General features: G+C 34.5%; 25 protein-coding genes. 18 read left to right on the forward strand and 7 right to left on the reverse strand.

Features of this window, described 5'->3' with window-relative positions:
* Positions 1-19: 19 nt before the first annotated feature.
* Together MHB55_RS01955 and MHB55_RS01960 are read right to left on the reverse strand one after the other, a co-directional pair.
* Positions 20-649, reverse strand: coding sequence for a DUF1796 family putative cysteine peptidase (locus MHB55_RS01955; protein ID WP_144538510.1), 630 nt, complete (start codon positions 647-649; stop codon positions 20-22).
* 268 nt (positions 650-917) lie between these two features.
* Positions 918-1,292, reverse strand: coding sequence for a DUF4183 domain-containing protein (locus MHB55_RS01960; RefSeq protein WP_229653964.1), 375 nt, complete (start codon positions 1,290-1,292; stop codon positions 918-920).
* Between the two features lie 170 nt (positions 1,293-1,462).
* Here MHB55_RS01960 and MHB55_RS01965 point away from each other — a divergent pair, with 170 nt between their 5' ends.
* From MHB55_RS01965 to MHB55_RS02000, 8 genes are all read left to right on the forward strand, one after another.
* The gene (locus tag MHB55_RS01965) at positions 1,463-1,822 is read left to right on the forward strand and encodes a DUF4183 domain-containing protein (protein ID WP_154311738.1); all 360 of its coding nucleotides are present in this window, start codon (positions 1,463-1,465) and stop codon (positions 1,820-1,822) included.
* 86 nt (positions 1,823-1,908) lie between these two features.
* Positions 1,909-3,162, forward strand: coding sequence for a glycosyltransferase family 4 protein (locus MHB55_RS01970; RefSeq protein WP_340862442.1), 1,254 nt, complete (start codon positions 1,909-1,911; stop codon positions 3,160-3,162).
* Entirely contained in the window at positions 3,137-3,784 is a 648-nt protein-coding gene (locus MHB55_RS01975) for a hypothetical protein (protein WP_340862443.1), read from the forward strand. Before MHB55_RS01970 ends, MHB55_RS01975 begins: the two co-directional genes overlap by 26 nt.
* Positions 3,785-3,933: 149 nt before the next feature.
* Complete coding sequence (locus tag MHB55_RS01980) at positions 3,934-4,881, forward strand: NAD-dependent epimerase/dehydratase family protein (RefSeq protein WP_154311732.1); 948 nt, start codon at positions 3,934-3,936, stop codon at positions 4,879-4,881.
* A 36-nt stretch (positions 4,882-4,917) separates the two neighbouring features.
* On the forward strand, positions 4,918-5,817 hold the full coding sequence (locus MHB55_RS01985; protein WP_340863951.1) for an NAD-dependent epimerase/dehydratase family protein: 900 nt from the start codon (positions 4,918-4,920) through the stop codon (positions 5,815-5,817).
* 112 nt (positions 5,818-5,929) lie between these two features.
* On the forward strand, positions 5,930-7,825 hold the full coding sequence (locus MHB55_RS01990) for a PrkA family serine protein kinase (RefSeq protein WP_340862444.1): 1,896 nt from the start codon (positions 5,930-5,932) through the stop codon (positions 7,823-7,825).
* Positions 7,826-7,933: 108 nt separating this feature from the next.
* Complete coding sequence (gene yhbH, locus MHB55_RS01995) at positions 7,934-9,085, forward strand: sporulation protein YhbH (protein WP_154311727.1); 1,152 nt, start codon at positions 7,934-7,936, stop codon at positions 9,083-9,085.
* Positions 9,085-10,479 (forward strand): SpoVR family protein, encoded by a 1,395-nt coding sequence (locus MHB55_RS02000; RefSeq protein ID WP_144538519.1) that lies wholly within the window; start codon positions 9,085-9,087, stop codon positions 10,477-10,479. The genes yhbH and MHB55_RS02000 overlap by 1 nt, the downstream gene beginning before the upstream one ends.
* A gap of 175 nt (positions 10,480-10,654) precedes the next feature.
* On the opposite strand, the gene MHB55_RS02005 is transcribed toward MHB55_RS02000, so the two are convergent.
* Entirely contained in the window at positions 10,655-11,527 is an 873-nt protein-coding gene (locus MHB55_RS02005; protein WP_144538520.1) for an SDR family oxidoreductase, read from the reverse strand.
* A gap of 149 nt (positions 11,528-11,676) precedes the next feature.
* Here MHB55_RS02005 and MHB55_RS02010 point away from each other — a divergent pair, with 149 nt between their 5' ends.
* The 8 genes from MHB55_RS02010 to MHB55_RS02045 all read left to right on the forward strand — a co-directional run bounded on the left by MHB55_RS02010 (position 11,677) and on the right by MHB55_RS02045 (position 18,578).
* Positions 11,677-12,402, forward strand: coding sequence for a gamma-glutamyl-gamma-aminobutyrate hydrolase family protein (locus MHB55_RS02010; RefSeq protein ID WP_340862445.1), 726 nt, complete (start codon positions 11,677-11,679; stop codon positions 12,400-12,402).
* Positions 12,403-12,427: 25 nt separating this feature from the next.
* Positions 12,428-12,568: a hypothetical protein gene (locus MHB55_RS02015; RefSeq protein ID WP_154311721.1), complete on the forward strand. Its 141-nt coding sequence runs from the start codon at positions 12,428-12,430 to the stop codon at positions 12,566-12,568.
* A 318-nt stretch (positions 12,569-12,886) separates the two neighbouring features.
* Entirely contained in the window at positions 12,887-13,051 is a 165-nt protein-coding gene (locus MHB55_RS02020; RefSeq protein WP_186318161.1) for a hypothetical protein, read from the forward strand.
* A 337-nt stretch (positions 13,052-13,388) separates the two neighbouring features.
* Positions 13,389-14,261 (forward strand): patatin-like phospholipase family protein, encoded by an 873-nt coding sequence (locus tag MHB55_RS02025; RefSeq protein ID WP_154311719.1) that lies wholly within the window; start codon positions 13,389-13,391, stop codon positions 14,259-14,261.
* A 70-nt stretch (positions 14,262-14,331) separates the two neighbouring features.
* A complete protein-coding gene (locus tag MHB55_RS02030) occupies positions 14,332-14,748 on the forward strand; it encodes a pyridoxamine 5'-phosphate oxidase family protein (protein ID WP_154311717.1) in 417 nt (138 codons plus the stop codon).
* A 180-nt stretch (positions 14,749-14,928) separates the two neighbouring features.
* Positions 14,929-16,383 (forward strand): spore germination protein, encoded by a 1,455-nt coding sequence (locus tag MHB55_RS02035; protein ID WP_340862446.1) that lies wholly within the window; start codon positions 14,929-14,931, stop codon positions 16,381-16,383.
* A 30-nt stretch (positions 16,384-16,413) separates the two neighbouring features.
* Complete coding sequence (locus MHB55_RS02040) at positions 16,414-17,484, forward strand: GerAB/ArcD/ProY family transporter (RefSeq protein ID WP_340862447.1); 1,071 nt, start codon at positions 16,414-16,416, stop codon at positions 17,482-17,484.
* Positions 17,481-18,578, forward strand: a complete 1,098-nt coding sequence (locus MHB55_RS02045; protein ID WP_340862448.1) for a Ger(x)C family spore germination protein — start codon at positions 17,481-17,483, stop codon at positions 18,576-18,578. The genes MHB55_RS02040 and MHB55_RS02045 overlap by 4 nt, the downstream gene beginning before the upstream one ends.
* 81 nt (positions 18,579-18,659) lie before the next feature.
* Here MHB55_RS02045 and MHB55_RS02050 read toward each other — a convergent pair whose 3' ends face one another.
* From MHB55_RS02050 to MHB55_RS02060, 3 genes are all read right to left on the reverse strand, one after another.
* Positions 18,660-18,809, reverse strand: coding sequence for a YfhD family protein (locus tag MHB55_RS02050; protein WP_186318162.1), 150 nt, complete (start codon positions 18,807-18,809; stop codon positions 18,660-18,662).
* Between the two features lie 83 nt (positions 18,810-18,892).
* Positions 18,893-20,179 carry a sensor histidine kinase gene (locus MHB55_RS02055; protein WP_154311713.1) on the reverse strand — a complete coding sequence of 429 codons (1,287 nt, stop codon included), beginning with the start codon at positions 20,177-20,179 and terminating at the stop codon, positions 18,893-18,895.
* Positions 20,180-20,212: 33 nt separating this feature from the next.
* A complete protein-coding gene (locus MHB55_RS02060) occupies positions 20,213-21,148 on the reverse strand; it encodes a HAMP domain-containing sensor histidine kinase (protein WP_340862449.1) in 936 nt (311 codons plus the stop codon).
* A 545-nt stretch (positions 21,149-21,693) separates the two neighbouring features.
* Between MHB55_RS02060 and MHB55_RS02065 the strand changes: the two genes are divergently transcribed.
* Complete coding sequence (locus MHB55_RS02065; RefSeq protein ID WP_340862450.1) at positions 21,694-22,845, forward strand: retropepsin-like aspartic protease; 1,152 nt, start codon at positions 21,694-21,696, stop codon at positions 22,843-22,845.
* A 108-nt stretch (positions 22,846-22,953) separates the two neighbouring features.
* Positions 22,954-23,421, forward strand: a complete 468-nt coding sequence (locus MHB55_RS02070; RefSeq protein ID WP_340862451.1) for a DUF6985 domain-containing protein — start codon at positions 22,954-22,956, stop codon at positions 23,419-23,421.
* 234 nt (positions 23,422-23,655) lie between these two features.
* On the opposite strand, the gene MHB55_RS02075 is transcribed toward MHB55_RS02070, so the two are convergent.
* A complete protein-coding gene (locus MHB55_RS02075; protein WP_144538530.1) occupies positions 23,656-24,093 on the reverse strand; it encodes a hypothetical protein in 438 nt (145 codons plus the stop codon).
* Positions 24,094-24,145 lie beyond the last annotated feature (52 nt).

Raw genomic sequence — 24,145 nt, forward strand, 5'->3', positions numbered from 1 at the left:
TTTATTTTGTTTTGATATGTCATTTACTTTTTGTTAAATAAATATCACTTAATACCTCTTTCCACAGTTCTCCATTCCCTTCCCAAATATCTTCATTTGGAAATTCCATCATGCAGACTTTTTCTAAAGGACAGTGTTTTTCGACCATCCATTTGACTGGAGTATGATTAATTAGTAATACATTAAAATCGTGTTTGACCATTTCAGATAAAGTATTTTGAAGTGATGCTGCATCCTCTAAAGTTCCTTCTGTTCTAACGAAAAGTATACGTTTAGCTGTCTGCATTTGATGAAGAAACCTTTGGATTCTTCTTTCGTATTTCTCCATCACTTCTAGATATGATCCTAAAAATTCTAGGGTATTTTTTTCTCTACTAAAATCATGGTTAGAAACTAGGTTGTAGGCATCATCTGACACACAAATATTAGAGTCAGCATAGCCTATAACACGTAAGTTATCGTAATCCATGAATCCAATGAATCGATTTTCTAAAAGTTCATTTACTGTTGATAAAGTAGGACTCGCCATCCAATCAAGGACACCAGAGAAGGGTCTCAGATTATGTTTTTTTAACTGAATAGATGCTAAGCATAAATCTCCTAAACTGAAAACTGCATCGTAGCCCCCTTTTAGCTTCGATAGTTCCATAATTTCACCTCCTTATATTTTTAAAGGTTTAAGAATGAGCAGAAAGCATAATAACCATACTTTTCATTCCTATTTGTATTAGATGCAGCAAATGAAAAGAGAACAGGGGCTGATTCCTACCTTTTTTAAATATTTAATAGAGAAAATGGTTTCCAAAAAGTTTTACTTATTTCTTTACTGGAGCGAGTCCATGTTTAATAGCGCTTCATCTAAATAGACAAAATAAAAGAAGGCTCGTGAACAATTCACGAGCCTTCTTATCTTTATATCAATCTGGTGTATTAATTTCGGGAGCGAAGTTAATGATTTCCATAATAATTGGCGTTCCTTTAGGAATTTCAGCATCCTCTGGTAGAGAAATTAATAAAGAGCCTACTCCATCTTCTCCAGCAGTATAGGCAAAATTGTCATCCATCTGTAGTACACCATTTATATATACATTAAAGTAGCTATTGTTTAAATTGAGTAAAGGTAAATTTTGAGCAACCTCTCCACGATCATCTAAAAACATAGATGTATCAATCTTATGGGTACTGACATCCGTTATGATCTCAGGAACTTCATGAAAAAGCCGCGTTACCATCGGTGAAGCTGAAACACTTTGTTTAGGGCCAATAGCAAGTTTAATTATTTTTAATGACAAGTATTTTCCTCCTTTGAACTTCTTTAACAACATATGTGTCCAAAGGAATTCATGTTAAACAGGGACATGTACTTTTTTGAAAATAGGAATAAAGACCTTATGTGTACACATAATGATTTACTTATGGATACAATATGGCATATAAATTTATCTGTATGATGGGGGATATAATGAATAACCAGCCATATATACCACGAAAATCCATTGAGAGACACTCGCGTCCGATATTATTTCCTGTGTCTGTCAACAAAGCAGAAAGAGAGGTTTTTAGCCCTAAGGAAGTTAATACTTATGAATTTTTTGTCTTGTCAGATGGAAGTAAAAGGATTTACTCAGAGAATGATGCAATGTTGGAATATGGAGTTCAAAAAATACCTGATCCTTCTACAGTTTCCTACATGAATTTATTTATAAATGGAATTTTACAGCCTAAAGCAAATTATGAAATTGCACAGGGAAAAATAACGTTATTGACTGAAGATGTTCCATTAACAGGCTGTCCTATCATATTGCAGATGATAAAAATATAAATGCTAAAAAAAGTTTAATGCGCCCAATCTCTTACATGGTGGAAAAATAAATTAGAATAAGTGGTTAAAATAGGGGGATGTATACATTGAAAATACTGTTAGCGACGTACTGGCCTGTTCCTCATTTAGGCGGAGTGTGGAATTACATGGTGCAGTTGAAAAATAAGCTAGAGTCAAATGGCCATGAGGTGGACATAATTGGCTACGACGAAAATAATATAAATATTTGTCTTTATAATCAAAATAAGATTGTTTCGAGAGACAAGTTGCTACCTTTGCTACAGGCTAAGATTAATCAGCAAAATTTTCCGGAATTATACGAAAACAAGCTTATTGAATATACAGAGTTCCAAAGGTACGTGTTTGAATTGGGAGTGGCGTATTTTGGGTTAGAGAAATATGACATAATTCACACGCAGGATGTTATTTCTAGTGCTTGTATAAATCGGATTCGTCCAGATCATGTTCCGCTGGTTGCGACTCTACACGGCTCAGTAGCACATGAAATTCACCATCAGTTGACTACCATTCATAAAACTCCAAATGCCTACATGGCTAGAACTTATTATGATGCTTTAGAAGAAGAGGGAGCAACTTCTCCGGAAGTAACAATTGTTGCAAATAACTGGTTAAAGCATATTTTGGTAAACGAATTTAATGTACCAGATGAACAAGTGAAAGTACTTCATTATGGTTTTGATACTGAAAATTTCATTAAGCAAATGAAGGTGAAGTCTAGTGTTCCTGCTGCTAAAAATAAAAAAGTTATTATTTATACAGGTAGATTAACAGATTTAAAAGGAGTACAGCATCTCATCACGGCATTAGGGAAACTTAAAAAGAAACGTCAGGATTGGGTATGTTGGATAGCGGGAGTTGGAGATGATGAATCTAAGTTAAGAGTTAAAAGCAAGGTATTTGGATTAGAGGACTATGTTGTTTTTTTAGGAAAACGAGATGATGTCCCGTATCTTTTAGGGAAATCAGATATATTTGTTCTGCCAACCTTATTAGAAAACCAACCTTTATCTCTTATTGAAGCCCAAATTGCTGGGAGAGCATCCATTGTAAGTGATGTTGGTGGAATAAATGAAATGATAGAACATAAAGTTACTGGTTTATTAATTCCTCCAGCAAATCCTGATCTATTGGCTGAGAATCTTGACTTGCTTTTATCGGATGAGCAGCTCAGAAAAAATTTAGGATCTAATGCAAAAAAATGGGGAATGACACATTGGTCCATTGAACAGGGAATCAAAGATCTATTAAATGTTTATAATGAAGCAATATCCATGAGGAAGAACGGTGTTGAGAATGTCACAGATGTTTCAACAAATTAAACTTTGGATATTGTCGTGGCTAGTAAAGGGTAGGGATTTTTGTCAAAGAGTTTGGAAATCATTTTTTCCTTCAAAGATTGATCATCTTAAAGAAGACAAGGTAGAGATAGAAGAAAATGTTTTTGCCACTAGTCGAAAATACGATCGTCTTTTCCCATTACAGCAGTCAAAAGAGCATATTTTAGTATCTGAAACGGTTTGGAATAAAATTCAAGATTCAATACCGAGTGGTTATATAATTCCCAATGAACAATCTCTTCACTTGCTATCAACTATGAGTTCCGACTACTACAATAATTTCTTCCATGATCCTCCTTCTACGCCTCACCTATTTGTAGAAGGGGAAGTTTGGAAAAAGATTATGGAGAATATAAGAGAAGATTATATTATTCCTACCTCTTTGTTTGAGAAAGTTATGACACCCATGAGTAGTGATTATTACGATAAACTTTTCCCTCAATCATATAAAACCTCCAAAGTTTTTGTAGATAATCAGATTTGGGAACAAATAATTAAAAATATACCAGAATCGTATAGTATACCTAGTAAACATACAGATAGTCTAATTTCTAAACTCTCTCATAGTAACCATAACTCTATTCTAATGAAGCCCCAATTTTAACTAATTTATCTAATTCAAAATCCTCTTTTGTCGATGAATGGAATACCCAAGCTACCCTTTTCCTTCATTCATCGATTTCTTTGGGAATATGTCCATGAACGATACTATTTTGCGGCATATGATAAGGAAAATCTTAAGGAGGACAAATTTTGAAAGTAATTGTAACAGGTGGTGCAGGCTTTATTGGATCCCATCTTGTTGATGAGCTTATTTCTCGAGGGATAGAAGTTCATGTTTTAGACAATTTAGTCTCAGGTCAGCTACATCAAGTTAACCCAGAAGCCCATATGTATGTAGTAGATATTCGAAGTGAAGAAGCAAGGCGAATTATTCTACAAGTGAAACCAGAGGCAATATTTCATTTAGCAGCGCAGGCGGATATTGGAAGATCTGTACAGCATCCCAATTATGATGCTGATGTCAATATTATTGGTACCATTAATTTATTGGAAGCAGCAAGAAATGCCAAGGTAAGAAAGTTTATATTTGCTAGTACTTCGGCTGTTTATGGTAATTCATACAATGCGCTTATTTCTGAAGCCGATGTAACGATTCCTTCTTCTTATTATGGTTTGTCCAAGCTCACTGCGGAGTCTTACATAAGACTTTATTATGAGCTTTATAGACAATCATACACTATTTTAAGATACGCGAATGTATATGGTCCTAGGCAAATACCGAAGGGAGAAGGAGGGGTTGTATCTGTATTTCTTGACCGTATAAAAAAAGGAGAAAGTTTAAATGTTCACGGGGATGGTCAACAGACGAGAGACTTTATCTATGTAAAGGATGTTGTAGCAGCTAATCTTGCTGCAATGAATAGCGGTGACCAACAAATTCTCCAAGTTAGTACCTCACAGAAGACTTCTATTAATGAAATACTAAAGCTTTTATCCAACAAATTTGATGTAAGTGTCAAAAAAGTATTCACCTCCCCAAGAGAAGGAGATATTATGCACAGCTGTCTATGTAACAAAAAGGCTGCTGATATATTAAATTGGCAACCTCATTATACGATAGAGGATGGATTAGAAGAAATCCGTGCTTTTGTCTCTCAAACAGAAGACGCTTTAAAGGAGATGGAAAGGTATGAGTAATCCATTTATTGAAGTAGAGCGGAATGTTAAGTGACTATGAAACAGAAAATAATGATAACAGGTGCCACTGGTTTTACGGGAAGTCATGCTTGCCAACATTTTAAAAGAAATGGTTATAATGTGATAGCTGTTTCAAGAAGCATAAAGACTTACGTAAACGAAGAAAACATTTTGGTTGAGCAATGTGATTTAACAAACAAATATGAAGTTAATAAATTGATTCAAAGAGTGCAACCAAACTATTTACTGCATCTAGCTGGGCAAAATCATGTGCAAGAATCTTGGTTAGACCCAATTGCTTCTCTTGAAGCAAATGCTCTATCTACTGCTTTTTTAATGGAAGCACTACGACAATATAGTCCCCCTTGCAAAGCAATTGTAGTAGGATCAGCTCTTCAATTTAATTTAAGTAATATATCCTCTCTTTCTCACCCTTATAGCCTAAGCAAATCGCTTCAAGTACTAATAGCCCAATCATGGGAAGCACTTTTTGATATGAACATTATTATTGCCAAGCCCTCCAATTTAATAGGACCAGGAGTATCTAATGGAGTGTGCTCCATACTGGCAAAGCAGGTGGCTGAACTGGAGATACTTAAAGGAGCGGGAAACATTACAGTAAATAATTTATACGCTCAGAGAGACTTTATTGATGTAAGAGATGCAGTTCTTGCGTATGAGAAAATATTACAATATGGCCAGTCAGGAGAGGTTTATGATATTTCCTCTGGAAGGCCAAGGTTTGTAAAGGATATTACTGATTGCTTAATGGCCCTTTCTAACGTGCCATTGGACGTCAATGCTGTAGAGAATATTTCAGAAAAAATACAAGCGGTTGAACCTAAGGCGCTTTTAGACATAGGATGGAATCCTAGTATTCCATTTGAAAATTCGATGGAGGACATCCTTAACTATCATCGAGAATTATTAAAGTAGCTTGGTTGAGTTAGCTTATTAATTTTCCAAGCAAAAGGAACCCTTATAAACGTGTATCATTTATATAATCTTTTCATACAATGTATAAACTAAGCCCTGAATGGAGGGAAACATGGACATTTTAAACAAAGTGAGAAATTACCGGGAAGCAGAAAATGATCTGAAATGGGAAGGTACATTCAGTGAATTTTTAGACATTGTAAAAGAACGACCAGAGGTAGCTCAAACAGCACATGCACGAGTATATAGTATGATTAAAAGTGCTGGGAGTTCGAATAAGAACGGAAAGAAAAGTTATCACTTTTTTGAAAATGAAATGTTTGGTCTTGATGAAGCATTAGAGCGTCTCATAGAAGAGTATTTCCATCCAGCAGCGAAGCGATTAGATGTTAGAAAGAGAATTTTGCTGTTGATGGGTCCAGTAAGTGGTGGCAAGTCGACGATTGTAACTTTGTTGAAGAGAGGTTTTGAGCAGTATTCTAGAACGGATGCAGGAGCAGTTTATGCTATTAAAGGCTGTCCAATGCATGAGGATCCGCTTCATTTAATTCCTTCACATCTACGGGAGGACTTTTTCGAAGAGTTTGGTATTCGTATAGAAGGAAGCTTATCGCCCCTTAACTCTATGCGCTTGGAGCAGGAGTATGGCGGAAGAGTAGAAGATGTTTTAGTAGAAAGAATTTTCTTTTCAGAAGATAAGAGAGTAGGTATTGGTACTTTCACTCCTTCTGACCCTAAGTCACAGGACATTGCAGATTTAACAGGCAGTATAGATTTTTCAACGATAGCAGAATTTGGTTCAGAATCAGATCCACGTGCTTATCGATTTGATGGAGAACTAAACAAAGCCAATCGAGGAATGATGGAATTTCAAGAAATGCTAAAGTTGGATGAGAAGTTCTTGTGGCATTTACTTTCTTTAACGCAAGAAGGTAATTTTAAGGCTGGTCGATTCGCATTGATTAGCGCTGACGAACTTATCGTTGCCCATACGAATGAAACGGAGTATCGATCTTTTATATCCAATAAAAAAAATGAAGCCCTGCATTCTCGTATTATAGTAATGCCTATTCCGTACAATTTGAAGGTTAGCCAAGAAGAACGTATATACGAAAAAATGATTCATGAAAGCGATATGGCTCATGTGCATATTGCACCTCATGCATTAAGAGCGGCTGCAATTTTCTCTATACTAACTAGACTAGAGGACCCTAAAAAACAGGGTGTAGATATCGTAAAGAAAATGAAATTATATGATGGAGAAAATATAGAAGGCTTCAATGAAATAGATGTGGAAGAAATGAAGAAGGAATCCTCGAGTGAAGGTATGCATGGAATTGACCCAAGATACGTGATTAATAGAATATCCTCTGCCATTATTCGTAAAGAGGTACCGTCTATTAATGCATTAGATGTATTACGAGCACTTAAAGAGGGCCTTGATCAGCACGCCTCTATTTCAGATGAGGACAGAGAAAAGTATTTAAATTATATTGCAATTGCTCGGAAGGAATATGACGAAATCGCTAAAAATGAGGTCCAAAAAGCATTTGTTTATTCATATGAAGAGTCTGCTATTACGATGATGAATAACTATTTAGACAACGTAGAAGCATTTTGCAATAAAAATAAGATGAGAGATCCTCTAACTGGAGAAGAAATGAATCCAGATGAAAAATTAATGCGTTCTATTGAGGAGCAAATTGGTATCTCTGAAAACGCTAAAAAAGGATTCCGAGAAGAAATCTTAATCAGGCTTTCCGCATATGCGAGGAAAGGCAAACGTTTTGAGTATAACTCTCATGAACGGTTGAGAGAAGCTATTCAAAAGAAGCTGTTTGCAGATTTAAAAGACGTAGTGAAAATTACTACCTCTACTAAAACACCTGATGAAGCTCATTTGAAAAAGATAAATGAAGTAGTTGCTAGGTTAATTGATGAGCATGGCTATAACTCCATATCAGCAAATGAATTATTACGCTATGTAGGAAGTCTTCTTAATCGATAACATCATAAACACAAGACTAATATGTTTCATTGGTCTTGTTTTTTTTATACTTTGGCAATAACTCTGTCGCACCGGCATATGATAAAAAAATATAGGTAGGTGTTAAGGATGGATGAAAAAGAAAAAAATCAATTTGTTATTTCACAGGAAAACTGGTCGCTACATCGAAAAGGACATCAGGATCAGCAACGGCATGCAGAAAAAGTGAAGGAAGCAATAAAAAATAATCTACCAGATTTAATAAGTGACGAGAGTATTATCATGTCAAATGGACGAGACGTTATTAAAATTCCGATTAGATCGTTGGACGAATATAAAATTAGATATAACTATGATACTTCTAAGCATGTGGGTCAGGGTAAGGGTGACAGTAAAGTTGGTGATGTTGTAGCGAAAGGTCCAGGAGAAGGTAATGCTTCCGGCAATGGTAAGAAGGCGGGTGACAAAGCAGGTCAGGATTACTATGAGACAGTTAGTATGGAAGAAATAGAAAGTGCCCTTTTTAGTGATATGGAGCTGCCTAGCCTAGAAGACAAAGAAAAAGCTGAAATTCTCACAGATCATATCGAGTTTAATGATATACGCAAAAAAGGATTAATGGGTAATATTGACAAAAAAAGAACGCTTATAACAGCTATCAAAAGGAATGCATTAAAAGGAGAAGCTTCCATTTCTCCTATACATCAAGATGATCTACGATTTAAAACATGGGATGAAGTAGTTAAGCATGAATCTAAAGCAGTGGTTCTTGCTATGATGGATACAAGTGGTTCTATGGGAGCATTCGAAAAGTATTGTGCACGTAGCTTCTTCTTTTGGATGACGAGATTTTTACGTTCTAAATACGAAGCAGTAGAAATTGAATTTATCGCTCATCATACGGAGGCAAAGGTCGTTTCTGAGGAAGCATTTTTTACAAAAGGAGAAAGTGGGGGCACTATTTGTTCCTCTGCTTATAAAAAAGCACTTGAGCTTATCAAGGAAAAGTACCCTCCTTCACGATTTAATATATATCCTGTTCATTTCTCGGATGGTGAGAATATGACAAGTGATAATGAAAAATGTCTAAAGCTAGTTAACGAATTGATGAGTGTTTCACAAATTTTTGGCTATGGGGAAGTAAATGAGCATAGCAGATACTCATCATTGATGAATACCTATAAAACAATAGAAAATTCCAAGTTCCGTCATTATGTGATTAAAGACAATAAAGATGTCTACGAAGCATTGAAAAGTATTTTTAAAAAGGGAGTTAAGTGATGGACACAAAACTTCAATATGCAATTGCTGAAATTACTGAAATTGCAACTGGTTTTGGTTTGGATACATTTCCGATGAGATACGAAATATGTCCCGCAGATATCATTTATACATTCGGAGCATACGGGATGCCAACTCGATTTGCTCATTGGAGCTTTGGTAAACAATTTCATAAAATGAAAATGCAATATGATTTTGGGTTAAGCCAAATCTATGAATTAGTAATTAATTCTAATCCCTGCTATGCATTTTTGTTGGATACAAATAGTTTGATACAGAATAAGCTAATCATTGCTCATGTGCTTGCCCATTGTGACTTTTTCAAACATAACGTTCGCTTTTCCAATACAAGACGGGACATGGTCGAAAGCATGACTGCTACTGCTGAGAGAATTGCCCACTATGAAATGATTCATGGGAAAGAAGAGGTAGAAAGCTTTTTAGATGCTGTCCTTGCGATTCAAGAACATATTGATCCATCTATTGTGCGTCCCAAGCTCCCAAGCTACGATTTAGAACAAGAAGAAACAGAGGAAGTTAAAAAGAGTGAATATGATGATTTGTGGAATATAGATAAGAAGGATAATCCTAAGCTTATTCTTCCATACCGAAAAAAGTTTCCTCCGCGCCCCGAAAAGGATTTACTACTTTTTATAGAGCAATATAGTAGAGAATTAGAAGATTGGCAAAGGGATATTTTAACCATGATGAGAGAAGAAATGCTTTATTTTTGGCCACAGCTAGAAACTAAAATTATGAATGAGGGATGGGCAACTTTTTGGCATCAGCGGATTATAAGAGAAATGGATTTAACCTCAGATGAAACAATTGAATTTGCTAAGTTAAATGCAAATGTGGTTCAACCTTCTAAAACATCTATTAATCCTTATTATTTAGGACTTAAAATCTTTGAAGATATAGAAAGAAGATATGATTCCCCAACAGAAGAAATGAGAAAGCATGGTATCCTTGCCGGACAGGGAAGAGAAAAAATATTTGAGGTAAGGGAAATTGAATCTGATATTTCTTTTATACGAAATTACCTTACGAAGGAATTGGTTAAGCAGGAGGATCTTTATCTTTTTGAAAAGAAAAATGGGAACTATGAAATCACAGATAAGGATTATGAGAATGTTAGAGATGAAATTATAGCTATTCGGGAAAATGGAAGTTATCCATATATAGTAGTGGAAAATGGTGACTACTCAAGAAATGGAGAACTACATCTAAAACATAATTATGAAGGAACGGAACTTGATGCACATTATTTGGAGCATGTGCTTCCGTATATTTATCAGCTTTGGGGGCGATCTATTCATATGGAAACGTACATGGATAAAAAGCCTGTCTTTTATACTTATGATGGTAAAAAGGTTTCAAGGAGTCTAATGTAATGAAAAATAAAGAGGTTTCATAAAAGGAAGTAAAGCGTTTTAAACAAGGGGGGACGCCCCTAAAAGGTAGAAAAGCGCACCTAAATAGCTGGAAACCGCCCCTAAAGAAGGTGGAAGTGGCTCATAAAAGGGACTGTGAGTATTCACAGTCCCTTCCTCTATATTTTATGAAGTTTTATGAACCTACAAAATCTCCACCATCTACGTGAATTGTCTGCCCTGTAATATAGCTTGAATCATTGGAAGCTAAGAATACATAAGCAGGTGCATTCTCTGCTGGTTGACCTCGTCTGCCAGTAGGGTTGCTATCACCATGCTTCTCTACTGTTTCAGCATCAAAAGTTGCCGGAATTAGTGGAGTCCAAATTGGACCAGGTGCAACTGCATTTACGCGAATTCCTTTTTCTACTAAGTTTAGTGCTAAGGAACGTGTAAATGAAGTAATTGCTCCCTTGGTTGCTGAATAATCGATTAACTCAGGCGCACCTCTGTAAGCTGTGACGGAAGATGTATTTACAATTGTGTCTCCTTTAGACATATGAGGAAGAGCGGCCTGTGTTAAATAGAACATAGAGTATATGTTGGTAGAGAATGTCTCCTGTAGTTGATCAGGAGTAATCTCTAAGAAATTTTTTGTAGGGAACTGTTTCCCTGCATTATTTACTAAAATATTTAATTGGCCAAATTCTCCAATAACCTGTTCTACTAATTTCTCGCAGTTTTCATCATCACTGATATCTGTAGCAATACTTAGCGCCTTCACGCCATAGTTTTCAATTAGCTTCACAGTCTCTTTTGCATCCTCATGCTCATCTAAATATGCAATAGCTACGTTTGCTCCTTCTTTTGCAAATGCAATAGCAACCGCTTTACCAATACCGCTATCTCCACCAGTAATTAAAGCAGTTTTTCCTTTTAGCTTTTCAGATCCCTTATAATTTTCATCATCAAAAATAGGTTTAGGATTCATCTCATTTTCAAAACCTGGTTGACGATCCTGAGTTTGTCCAGAAATTTCATTTTCAATTTTTTCGTATTTATTACTCATTGTAAGTCCTCCTTTAACGCTGTCTAGTAAATATATTCCCCAAAGAATTTAAAAACAAACGTGAAAATAAAAAGGGATGAGTAGTTTGTATACTCTAAGATTAGGGTATTAATATAAGGCGTCAAATTATAAAGAGCGGAGAGTTTAATATGAAACCAATAATAGGAATTACAGCTGAAGTTAAAGATGATAAAAGTTATTACTTATCTTCAGTTTATTCAGATACAGTTTTACAAGCGGGAGGTGTTCCTTTACTAATACCATTGATACCTGACAAGGATATGAATCAGCTATGTCAGCAAATAGATGGGCTAATTATTACAGGCGGAGAAGATATTGACCCGGCATATTATGGTGAATTACCACATCCCTCATTAAAACGAATAACTCCACAATTAGATGAGATGGAATTTGCACTTGTACAAAAAATTCTAGAATTGGACAAGCCATATATAGGAACATGTAGGGGTCTGCATATGCTAAACGTTGTGATGGGTGGTTCTTTACATCAATCAATACATGATCAAAGGGAGGAATATTCATTCCTGCACAGACAAAATGCTATAAGAACTCATAGATCCCATCCTGTAAAGTTAGACAAGAAAAGTAAAGTTTTTCAAATGTTTCAGGAGGAAGAATTTAAGGTGAACTCTTTTCACCACCAAGGGGTAAATAGAGTAGGCGAAGGCTTAAAGGTAGCTGCTACAGCACCTGACGGCATAGTGGAGGCAGTGGAGAGTGAGAACCATACATTTATCTATGGTTTTCAATGGCATCCAGAAGAGTTTGCTCTTATTGGAGATGAACCATCCAAAAAATTATTTGCTAAGTTTATCGAAGCGGCTATTGAAAGAAAAAATAAAGAACGAGCATAGTCACTAATTAGGAGGTGTGCCTTATATGGGAAAAGATAAGAAAGAAAATGATATTCAATATAATTCAAATTTAAATCCAGATGACTTTAAAGAAACCGATAAAGACAATGCAGATAAGAAAGATATTACTAAGCCAGGGGAAAAGAAAGAAACTGAAAAGAAATAGTAAAGGAAGAGTCAGTTTGAACGTTAAGTTCAAGCTGACTCTTTAATATTTGTGCAAATCAATACATCTGATATGAAAAGCGACAAATAATAGATGGTAGATTTCTGCTCACGAGCTCCAACGGGAGTCGTCGCCTGCATGTCCAATCACATGTTATGTACAAAATATTAAAAGTGGAGAATCCAAAATTTACTGAAATAAAAGAGAAATAGTGGCAGGAGCTTCCTTATTGCTTGTTAAAGCAGAAAGAGACGTTTGTGCTTTTTTAGCATAAATAATACAAAATAGTACAAGTTATTCTTCAGGAGGTGAAGTCTCATGACGGATAAAAAGAAAAAGAAGGAAAACACTTTAGATCGTGAAGAATACGGTTATGGTTATGATATTAGTCCGAAAGATTTAGGTGTGGTCGGCCAAAATGAAGCCGCGAAAAGAAAAAATAATGGCAAACAACAAGAATACGCTAGTCCAAAATTAAAATAATAATTTTTAGAGCCAGTAGAGGATATCTGCTGGCTCTTTGAAGAATAAAACAGTACTAAATAGCACTTTACCAATCAAACACGAACAATTATTTTTGTTGATTGTTGCAGCAGGTTGGCGGGAACAGTGAGATAGATAAGACATCACAATGCGCACGTAAAGGTGAGTAGGGTCATCACAGTTTTGTTCAAAGCCATCCCAAGAAAAGTGTTATTTTAAACTTAAGCACTTTGGAAAAATCCATACATAGACAATATATTTGTCGATTATTGTTCTAATCATCCTTCCTCTTTCTTAGAGTGATATAACAACATTTTAGAAAAAGAAAGGGTTGTGTATGTATATAGATGGAGTATTCTCAGGCGGGGGTATGAAAGGAATTGGTTTAGTAGGTGCTTACCAGGTGTTGGAGGAGAAGGGATATCGATTTAAAAGAGTCGCTGGCACAAGTGCTGGTGCTATTTTAGCCTGCTTGATAGCTGCCGGATATAATGGCAGAGAGATGGAAGAGCTTATGATGGAACAAAATTTTCAAAAGCTCTTAGATCAACGTAGGAGAGTTATACCTCTTCCTTTTATGAAATGGCTCAATTTGTATTGGGGTTTGGGTCTATACCAGGGAAAAGCATTGGAGGATTGGTTTCTAGAAAAATTGGCGGTTAAAGGTATTTATACGTTTGGAGATTTACCTAAAGGTTCCTTAAAGTTAGTTGCCTCCGATTTAACAAATGGAAAGATGATTATTCTTCCGGATGATTTAAAAAATTATGGCATAGAGCCTGATACCTTTTTAGTAAGTAGAGCCTTGCGTATGAGCTGTGGAATTCCCTTTTTCTTTGAGCCAATAAAATTACAAACAGGTCTTGGTGACGTCGTAGTTGTGGATGGGGGCGTATTAAGTAATTTTCCAATGTGGATATTTGATAATGGCTTAAGAGAGAGGCCGGTATTAGGCATTCGACTTAGTGCAAACATTGAGGAACCACAACCAAAGCAAATAAAAAATGGGCTAGACCTATTTGAAGGCTTATTTACAACGATGAAAGATGCACATGATACAAGGTATATATCGAGGAAAATTGAAAAGAATATTATTTTTATACCAGCCGATGAATATAGTGCTACCCAATTCGATTTAGATTATGATTCCAAATTAAGTTTATTACAAAAGGGTAGAGCGTCCTCAACACAATTTTTAAAAACATGGTAATGTGATAAATGTTTAATATTATCATGGGAAGGAATAATACTAACTAAACATAAAAGTGAGGGGATTTAAAATGACAAATGCTAAAGAACAAGCACTGAAAATTCTAAACGATAATATGATTGGAACAATGGCCACTGTGCAACAAAATAAACCACATTCTCGTTATATGACTTTTTTTAATGATGATTTCATCCTCTACACAGCCACTAGTAAAAAAACTCATAAAGTAGAAGATATTGAACAAAACCCATATACACATATCCTTTTAGGATATGATGGAAATGGACTTGGTGATTCATTTTTAGAAATTGAAGGTAAAGTAGAAGAATCGGATGACGAGTCTATGAAAGAAAAGGTTTGGAATGATGCATTAAAAGGCTGGTTTGATGGCCCAGAGGATCCAGACTTAGTCATCCTAAAGATTGTACCAACGCAAGTACGTGTCATGAATTCAAAAGGCAAAGAGCCAGAGGTAGTTAAATTTTAAATACTAGAAACGCTCAAGACCAAAAGGTCTTGAGCGTTTTTTGCATTTTGGGAGAAATTCTACAACAATTATCAACTAAAATGAAGTCGCTTGTTCTTTTCTTATCGACGAGGTTTGTTTGAATACATAATAAATAAATGGACAAACTAATCAAATCTATAGGAAAGGCAAGTGATTCTTATGAAAAAAATGATATTAGTAAAGAAGAGTCTGCTTGCTTATTTTACGAATCGCGGAGCATCAAAGGGAGATCTAGTAGAAAAAAATATTCAATATTATAAAAAAGTTACACGAGAAAATAATGATATTATTTATAAAAAAGTACCGACAAGTGAAGGAGTTGTAACAGTAATCTATCCAAACTCCTTAACAGAAAAAATGACCTTAGAAATGATGGTCATGATTCCTATAGCAAATTACATCCATCAAATACACCAAGTTGCAGAAAGCGTAAATCCTTTTAATATAGCTGACATTACAAAAAGGCTTTCAATCGGAGAAACTCTATTGTACTTCCATGAAACAAATCGATTATTGAGTATGGACACTTACAGTGTGAACACTCGAGATGTTTCTATTTCTGAGATGGAAAGTACATTCATTGGTCCACAGGATGTTTTTACAGAATCATTGGAAACAAATCTTTCACTTGTAAAAAGAAGAATACAAAATTCCATGCTCAAAGATGAAGAACTAATAATAGGCAACGTCACCAATACTAAAATTGCGCTCTTATATATTGATGATTTGGTGGAAAAAAAGAAACTAAAAAATTTAAAAAATCGTTTGGACAAGATTGATTATCCTACATTCTTGGATATTTCCATTCTCATGCAATTGATTGAAGACAATCCATATTCCCCATTTCCCCAATATTATATGACGATAAAACCAGACACTATTTCGCATTATTTAGCGGATGGAAGAATAGTTATTTTAATGGATAACAGTCAATCTGCTCTAGTATGTCCGACCTCTTTTTTAGAACTATTTATCACTATGGAGGATTACTATAATCGCTGGCCATCTGCGAGTTTAATGAGACTACTACGGTTTTTTGGTTTTTTCTTAACAATAATGATTACTCCAACTTATGTTTCCTCCTTAACTTTCCATCAGGAGGTGCTTCCTTATGAGCTCTTACTTAATTTACAGGAATCTAGGATGAAGGTACCTTTTTCTCCACTATTTGAGGTTTTATTTATTGAATTAATTATAGAGGTATTAAGAGAGGCAGGAGCTAGGATGCCTGCAAAAATTGGACAAACGATAGGGATTGTTGGTGGGATTGTTATTGGGACTGCAGCTGTTGAAGCAGGACTCGTAAGTAATATTTTAATCGTAATAGTTGCAACCTCTGCACTACTATCCTTCCTGCCGCCTGTTTTTCATATGAGTAATACGAGCAGGTTTATACGTTATATTTTTATTCTTGCAGCGGGCATGTTTGGTTTATATGGTCAGATGCTGGCATTTGCTTGGCTCATTGCTCATTTATTAAGAATAAATTCTCTTGGAACACCTTTTATGTCAACGGTAATACCTAGAAAAATTTCTGATTTGAAAGATAGTGTTGTACGCTTTCCAACAGCGTATTTAAAGAAGAAAAGTGGAATCTCTAGTGAAAATAAATAAAGTATATAGGTTGGTGAGAGCAACTTGAGTGTGAATAAAGAAACGCTAAAGGGCTACCATGTCATTTTTTTAGTACAAAGTATTATGTTTGGCACAGGAGCGCTTTCACTGCCTGAAAGATTGAGTATTCTTGGATACAGCCAGACATTAATGCCAATCTTTTTTGGAATAATTGCGAGTATTTCTATATGGCCGATGATTTGGATTTGCTCCAAATACCAATCAAAGAACTTGTTTGAAATAAATGAAGAAATTTTAGGGAAAAACCTAGGAAAGTTTATAAATGTATTTATAGTTATTCAATTAATTTTACTTCCGACTGCAAAAGTAAGTAATTATGTCCAATTGATACAAAGTACAGCTCTACAAGAGCAAACAACAACTATACCGCTTATTTTATTGTTGCTATTAGTGTTATACATCGTAAATGGTGGAATAATAAATATTGCCAGATTCTGTATAATTGCTTTTTTTATTACTCTACCAATAATCTTTTTCCTGAAATGGTCTATAGAAAAGGGCGATATAAGCCATGTATTTCCTATCTTTAATAATAGTTGGAGTGAATTTTTTATAGCGTTTGACCGAGGATACAATAGTATAGCGGGCTATGAAGTTATATTAATATTTTTCCCGTATATAATATCTAAACGAAAAGCATATAAGCATGCATTAATAGGTATTTGGATAACTGTATTTCTTTGTTTCTTGACAACTTTGGTAAGTGTAATGTATTTCTCTGAATGGCAATTAAGGAATATACAATATTCGGTACTACATTTATTTAAAGCAGGTGGCTTTTCTTTTTTAGAAAGAATAGATATTTTCGGAATTACTTTATGGGTATTTTTAGTTATTTCAACAGTTACAGGTTATATATGGGCAGCTATGAAAGGAGTAAATTCCATTATATCTAAAAGAAAAAGCTCTCATATTTATATAATAGGAGTCATCATTTTTGTTATTCTTTCGCTACCGCTCTCTCATGAAAATTTGGAAAAAGTTTTTATCGTAAGTTATAGGGTTGGTTATGCACTGTTGCTATGGCCCATAATTTTAATTGGAATTTATTTTATTAAGAAAAAGCAGGTGCAATCATGACTAGGAAAAAATTTTCAATCTTACTAATAGTTATGGTTATCCTTGCGGGATGCAATTTGAGGGAAAAAAGAGTACCAATCGAAGGTATTGATATGGTTGGAATACTAGCTTTTGACTTTGAAAGTGACGCAACCTTTAAGCTAACTGCGGCCATTCCACAAAAATCTAAGCATGCCAATCAAATAACACAAATTTATACCACTTCTACTGATTTAGTGACAGATGGCATAGTGAAAATTGAGCAGGAAACGGAGAAAAAAGTAGTTTTAAATCAACTGAGAGTAATTCTGCTTAGTGAGGAATTTGCAACTAGTGGGAGAGTTGAGGAAGTGATAAAGCATCTATACCGAAATACTCAAATAGGAAACGAGATATTAATGGCAATCGTAAAAGGTAGCACTGAGGAATTACTACGACAGGATTATCCGGATAAGGCAAGTATCATTAACTATGTGAGTGACCTCCTTCAGCCAAGCGTAAACTTAGCGTTTAACCCAAATACAAATATTCATGACTTTATATATACGCAAACTAATCCGAACTTTGACCCAATAATTCCAGTAATTGAAATGAAAAAGGAGAAAGTTGAGTTAACGGGTGTTGCTTTATTTAAAGATAAAAGTATGAAGACCATATTAACTCCAGATGATGCTTTATTTATTCAAGCTATACAGGGCAAGAGAAAGCTAGCTCCCATTAATCTAACGACGAATGAGGGAGATAGGTTATTGCTTGATTTTATTGATAATAACGTGAAAATTATAAGCAATAAAAGTTTAAAATCACCAAGGCTAAAAATTCTACTTAACGTAGAAGGGACGATGACAGAATTTAAAGGGAAAGAAGAAAGCTTTAAACATCCTGATAGCATTCAACGATTAGAAAAAGAAGTGGAGAAGGAGCTGGAAGATAAAATAAACACCTTGTTAATGGAATTGAAACAATTACAAGTAGATCCAATTGGACTGACGGAAAATGTACGTAGACATCGTCGAGGAAAGTGGGATACGGAGCTTACACGGGAAACTATCAGTAAAATGAAGTGGGATATTAAGGTTGATGTGTCTATTCTGAGTACTGGTATTCTAAATTAATTAGATACTCGGTTTAAAATAAAAAAGAGGGAGGACCTCTACAGAATTTATGTTCTGTCGTCCTCCTCCAACTATTGAAATTTATTTTTTCTTTTTAGAGGAACGGCTTAGTTCTGCAAATTCACGAGCAAACTCTTCTTGAACATCTTTAGGCTTAATTTTCATGTTTTTTGGTGTTTGAGGTAAAGATCCAGTGTTATTGCTGCTTCCTTTTTTATCGTCTCTTCCCATAGTTGTAGCTCCTTTCTAAGGAAATTCTTTCTTCCTTAAGATGTAGTAGCTAGCGTGGTTCTACACATGGAAATATCGAACAATTAATTGTGCACCATATTCCTTTTTTCAGTTTCGTTTTCACTTAAGCAATCTTCGGCCAAAGAAGACCTAAAGACAAGTTCAAAGGTTGTACCTTTACCAAGACAAGAATCTACATGTATATTCCCATTCATTGACCGGATAACGCTAAAAACAACCATTGTTCCAAGACCTGTTCCTTGGTCACCCTTTGTAGAGTAATAAGGTTCACCTAAACGGTCTAGTTGTTCTTCCGTCATACCTATTCCTGTATCTTGAATGGTTATTATAACGTTTGTAGTTGTGGTATCGGTCTCCACTGTTAAAGTTCCTCCATAAGGCATCGACTCTATACCATTTTTCATAATATTTACTAGGCATTGATGAAATTTTTGGCTATCGCCGATTACGATTGATTCTTTCGAAAAATTTGAGATGATTTCAACCGTATTTTTTTGGGCTGAGGGGCGGAGCATTTGAATAACATTATTTAAAGCTTCGTTAATAAAAATTGTGTCTTCTGCGTCTGCTTTTGCCTTAGAGAATGTAAGGTAATCTTGAATGACTCTTTCAGCTGATTTAAGCTCACTCCTTACTATCGCCAAGTATTGTAATCTACTCTCAGGTGAAAGAGAATCACTATGTAAAAGTTGTACGAAGCCACTCGCAGCAGTTAATGGGTTCCTTATCTCATGAGAAATAGCAGCACCCATCTTTTCAACGACCTCTTGTCTTTCAATAGTAATAAGTTGTTGTCTATAAATGATAAACTTATCAAACTCCTCAACAAAGTAGGCAATCATACCAACTCCTAAAGGCTGTATCAATAAAAAAGCAAGATTAACATCAAGTATTGGATGTCCTTCCAAAGCAATATTTAAAGGAAGAGTTTGATAAATGCTGACAATGTACATAAAACCTATAGCAATCAAAATTCGTTGTTTTCTACTTTTCTCTAAAAACCAAGGGTGTAATTTCCAAAACATTAAAGAGAAAACAGTATAGAATGGTAAAGATACCCAAAACCCTAAATCTATTCCGAAAAATGCTCGAATAATAATTGCTGCTAAGCCGAGGTAAGGCCCTATCCCAATATAAAGAGAACCAATTACAAAGGGAATGTTTCTTAGGTCAAATAATATGTAATCTGTTAGTGGGTAACTAAATCCGTAACAGATTAAAAGACTAGAGAAACAATAAAATATTCCTGCAGATTGTACCTTTTTCGTGTTCTCGGTCCATATTAAACTAAAAAAAAGTAATACTATTAAAAGAGATAAATTGAATAAAAAGTGTAAAGTCAGCTCCATAGCATTACCTCTCTTCGATTAGACTGGTGTGTATCAGCTAAAACTGATTATACATTTAAGTGGTGTCTTCATAGATCGAAAGGAAAAATAATAAGTAGTTCCGTTTTCTGTTATTTTTGTTTGGACAGAACCTTTCATATTTTTAATAATACCAAAATCGATAGACATATCTAATGTCATAGTTTTCATCTGAATCATTGGAGTAGAGCTATTAATTGTGATAAAAATATTGGTCTTAGTTTCCTCTGTGTTAATGAATATGGTGCCTCCGTCAGACATAACTATTAAATTTTTAATAATATTTATAAAGGAATGCTGAAATTTAGCTCGATCTCCTTCTATTAAGCTCATAGAGGAAAGATTGGAGATAATTTCTACTGAGTAATAGTTAGCTAGTGGTTGTAAGAGCTTTAGTACAATGGGAAGTTCTTCTTGAATATTTAATTCCTTTGAAGTTTCTACGCTAGGTTTAGAATAAGCTAAGTAATCTTGAATAATCTTCTCTGCAAAATCTAGTTCCTCTTTTAAAATAGTCAAATATTGTTTGCGCTTATCTGATTCTAAGGGTTCTTTGTTTAACAATTCTAAAAATCCAATAGCGGTTGTTAGAGGATTGCGAATTTCATGAGAAATAGCAGCACCCATTTGTTCTACAGCCTCTCTCTTTTCAGCTTTTATAAAAAGCTGTCGCTGGAGTAAAATTTTTTCCACCATTTCTATAGTATACGCATGAATCGCAACTCCCAGTGGAGGAACAAAAACATATGCAATAAATAAGTCTAGTGTATGACCAGCCCCAATTGTGTTTAAAACCAATGTTAATGTAAATATACTTACTATGAGCGTTAACATGGTAGAGCTAATAATACGATATTTAGAGCTTAATTGTAAAAAATGAGGATGCACCTTCCAAAGGAAAATGCTGAGAATTCCATAGATAGGTATACTTAAGTAGAATCCTAAGTCCATACCATAAAAACCCCTAAGAGAAATAACTATTAATCCTAATATAGGGCTTAGTCCTAAGTAAAGCCCACCAATTATCAATGGAATAATTCTTAAGTCTAATATAACCTCATCGTTTAAGGAATAGGAGAATAAATAGCATATTAATAAGGATATGATGAAATATAAAATAGAGGTGCGTTTTCGTTGTAGTATACTCCCGGATATTCTTAGGATAGAAAAATAAAAGAAAAAAAAGATGACTAATAAGGATAAATTGAAAAGAAAGTGAATTGTAATTAATTCCACTATTAAACCTCATCTCACCGGTAGGATTATAAATTTATATTATCTTTAAACCAAGAGGTATTCAAGTTTTTAATTAACTATTTTGAAAATTTAATAAAATCGCTCAGAATACATTCTCTGTATCAAATAGTATAGTTTCATTTCAATAAATATTATATTAAATTCTGGATAATTCTGTGAAGAAATATACTTGAAATAATAGAGGAATTAACAGAATTATATAGAAATAGTAACTATCTAGATTTATTGGAGGGGAAAAGTTGAAGGTTATAGAAGAGTTGGAGAAGTTTGATTTTGCAATGGTGGAAATTAATGATGAACAAAAAAAGTTTGTATCTGCTTTAAAGTTAATTACAGATGGAAAAGAAAGTTTGGGTGCGGAAAGGTTAAAGAATCTATATTGTGAGTCTCAGGATCCTTCCTTACGAAGTAGCTGTGCCAAGATTTTATTTGAGCTGTATTTTACTAAATCAGAGTGGAAACAACTAGAGACGCTTGGACTTCTGGATGATCACAGCATTGATCAAAGCAATCGTTTAATTGCAAAAGCGTGTAGCCAGTATGAAACTACTTCTTTCTCCTTCTTAAAAGAACAAATATGTGTTCCAATGAAGTTAAGCAACTCTGGCTCTCCGACTATTGATATTATGATTAATGGAAAGAAGAAATGCTTTTGGCTAGATACTGGAGCAGGGATGACGGTCATCTCAAATTCTTTAGTGAAAGACTGTGATATTAACATTAAGAAAATTGAAGAATTAGAGGTTGGAAATTCAACAAACCAAAATTTCAGTACCGATTTGGCAATAATCGATTCAATTGTCATACAGAGCCTGACGATTCTTAACCAGCCTACATTAGTTTTAGCGAATGAATTGTTAATGATTCAAAATCCTAAAACGAAAGAAATAATGAAGATTGACGGTATCATTGGATGGGATATTATACAACATATTTTTCTGGAAATAGACTATGCACGAAAACAGGTTATTATTCAGAAACCGGTACGAAAAGAAGGGGGGGAGAACAACCTTTTCTTCTGTGGGTATCCAATTATAAAAGTCAAAGGAAAGAATCAAGTACCCTTGTATTTCGGTTTAGACACTGGTGCAAATAAAACCCATTTTGGACAACCTCTTCTATCGAAAATCGATGATCTTAAAATAGAGAAGAGAATGATACTTTCTGGTGGCTTCGGTAGTGTAAAAGAAAGAGAATTAGACAGCATAGCAAGTTTAATAGTTTTCCTGAATAGGAATCAATCCATCAGCTTACAAAACGTGAGAGAGATGTTGACAGATCTTGCTACTTTTTTTAAGTTAGATGGTGTTTTTGGTAGTGATATTGCTAAGGATGGGCGTTTGGTGATTGATTATACAAATAGAAAAGTTGAGCTTGTATTTAACAATTGATACTTCTATATTTAAGCAATGATTGCGACATCTTTATTGATTTAATCTTTTTTAAGATTTTATAATTAGAAGGATGAATGCTAATTTGGCTAGGGGGGAGTAATTACAGTGGTTATTAAAAACCTTAAAACCAATGAATATTTCGAAGTAGAAGGAGAAGCCTACTTAGAATTATTTGATCAAAATATTACTGTATATATAGAACAAGAGTCAGATATTGAATACGCGGAACTATGTATAACTTACTTGAACACTTTAAGTGATGGACTAATAGATGATATTTGTAACGCATCTATTAGATACTGTAATGAATTTCTTGATGATATTGGTGAAGATATTATAGAATTCAATAAACCGACAGATGTTTTACCTTATATTACACCAAACACTATATGTATTCCGAAGCCTAAGAATAAAACAGAACCTGTCATTGATTTAGAATTAAATTGCGAATGGGAAGAAGAGCATGGTATGGAATGGATCATACGCAATGGGGTAGTTATGTATGTTGGACCGTATAATGGAATAAATCCGTATGGGCATTGTGATATCGGAGAAGAATGGAATTATACTTAATGTAATACATTAATACATGTTTATATTGTATTTAAAGAGCTATTTTATTTATAGGTGTAAATCGAATGTTAAGAAAAACAAAGAAAGTGAAGTACAATGAGCTTGGAGATACATTCTCAAGCTCATTTTTATATTCCTGTCACTAGAATTCAAACTTACAGATCGAGCTATATCTTTAACGTAACCTAAATTAATACAAAAAAAACCAGACCTATTTTCTAGATCTGGTTTTTATTAAACATTTTCTTTACCAAAAAAAGAAATTAGCTGTTTATTGGTAGGGGCTTGAATTTTAAAAGTCAGCTCTCTATCACCGCTATTTTCTATACGTGGAATGATTGATTCAATCACATGAAACTTCCAAAAGGATGGTTTACTTTTCGTACTCTTTTCGGTTTCTGTAGTCATCATTTTTCTTTGGAAGGGATGTAATTTGCACATTAAAAATTTTTCTTTAAGACGAATGAGCAAATAACCTTCATCCGTTTCAGGATTGAACTTTTTCATAAGTGATTCACCTAGTTCAAACGTATTTGATTTATTTTGAACGGAAGGAGAAATGACAAAATAATTCCCTTTACGAAATAGGGAAGTATTGGAAACCTGTTGAAGACCTAATTCATTAATTAAAAAATCGAGATTTACTTGTGATGCTTCACTAGCGACTGACATAAAGTGCCTCCTTTACAAATCCACAAACTCATTACTATTAAGTATACCCCAT

This window comes from Psychrobacillus sp. FSL K6-1267, from assembly GCF_038003265.1.
In the GTDB taxonomy this organism is placed as follows: domain Bacteria; phylum Bacillota; class Bacilli; order Bacillales_A; family Planococcaceae; genus Psychrobacillus; species Psychrobacillus faecigallinarum.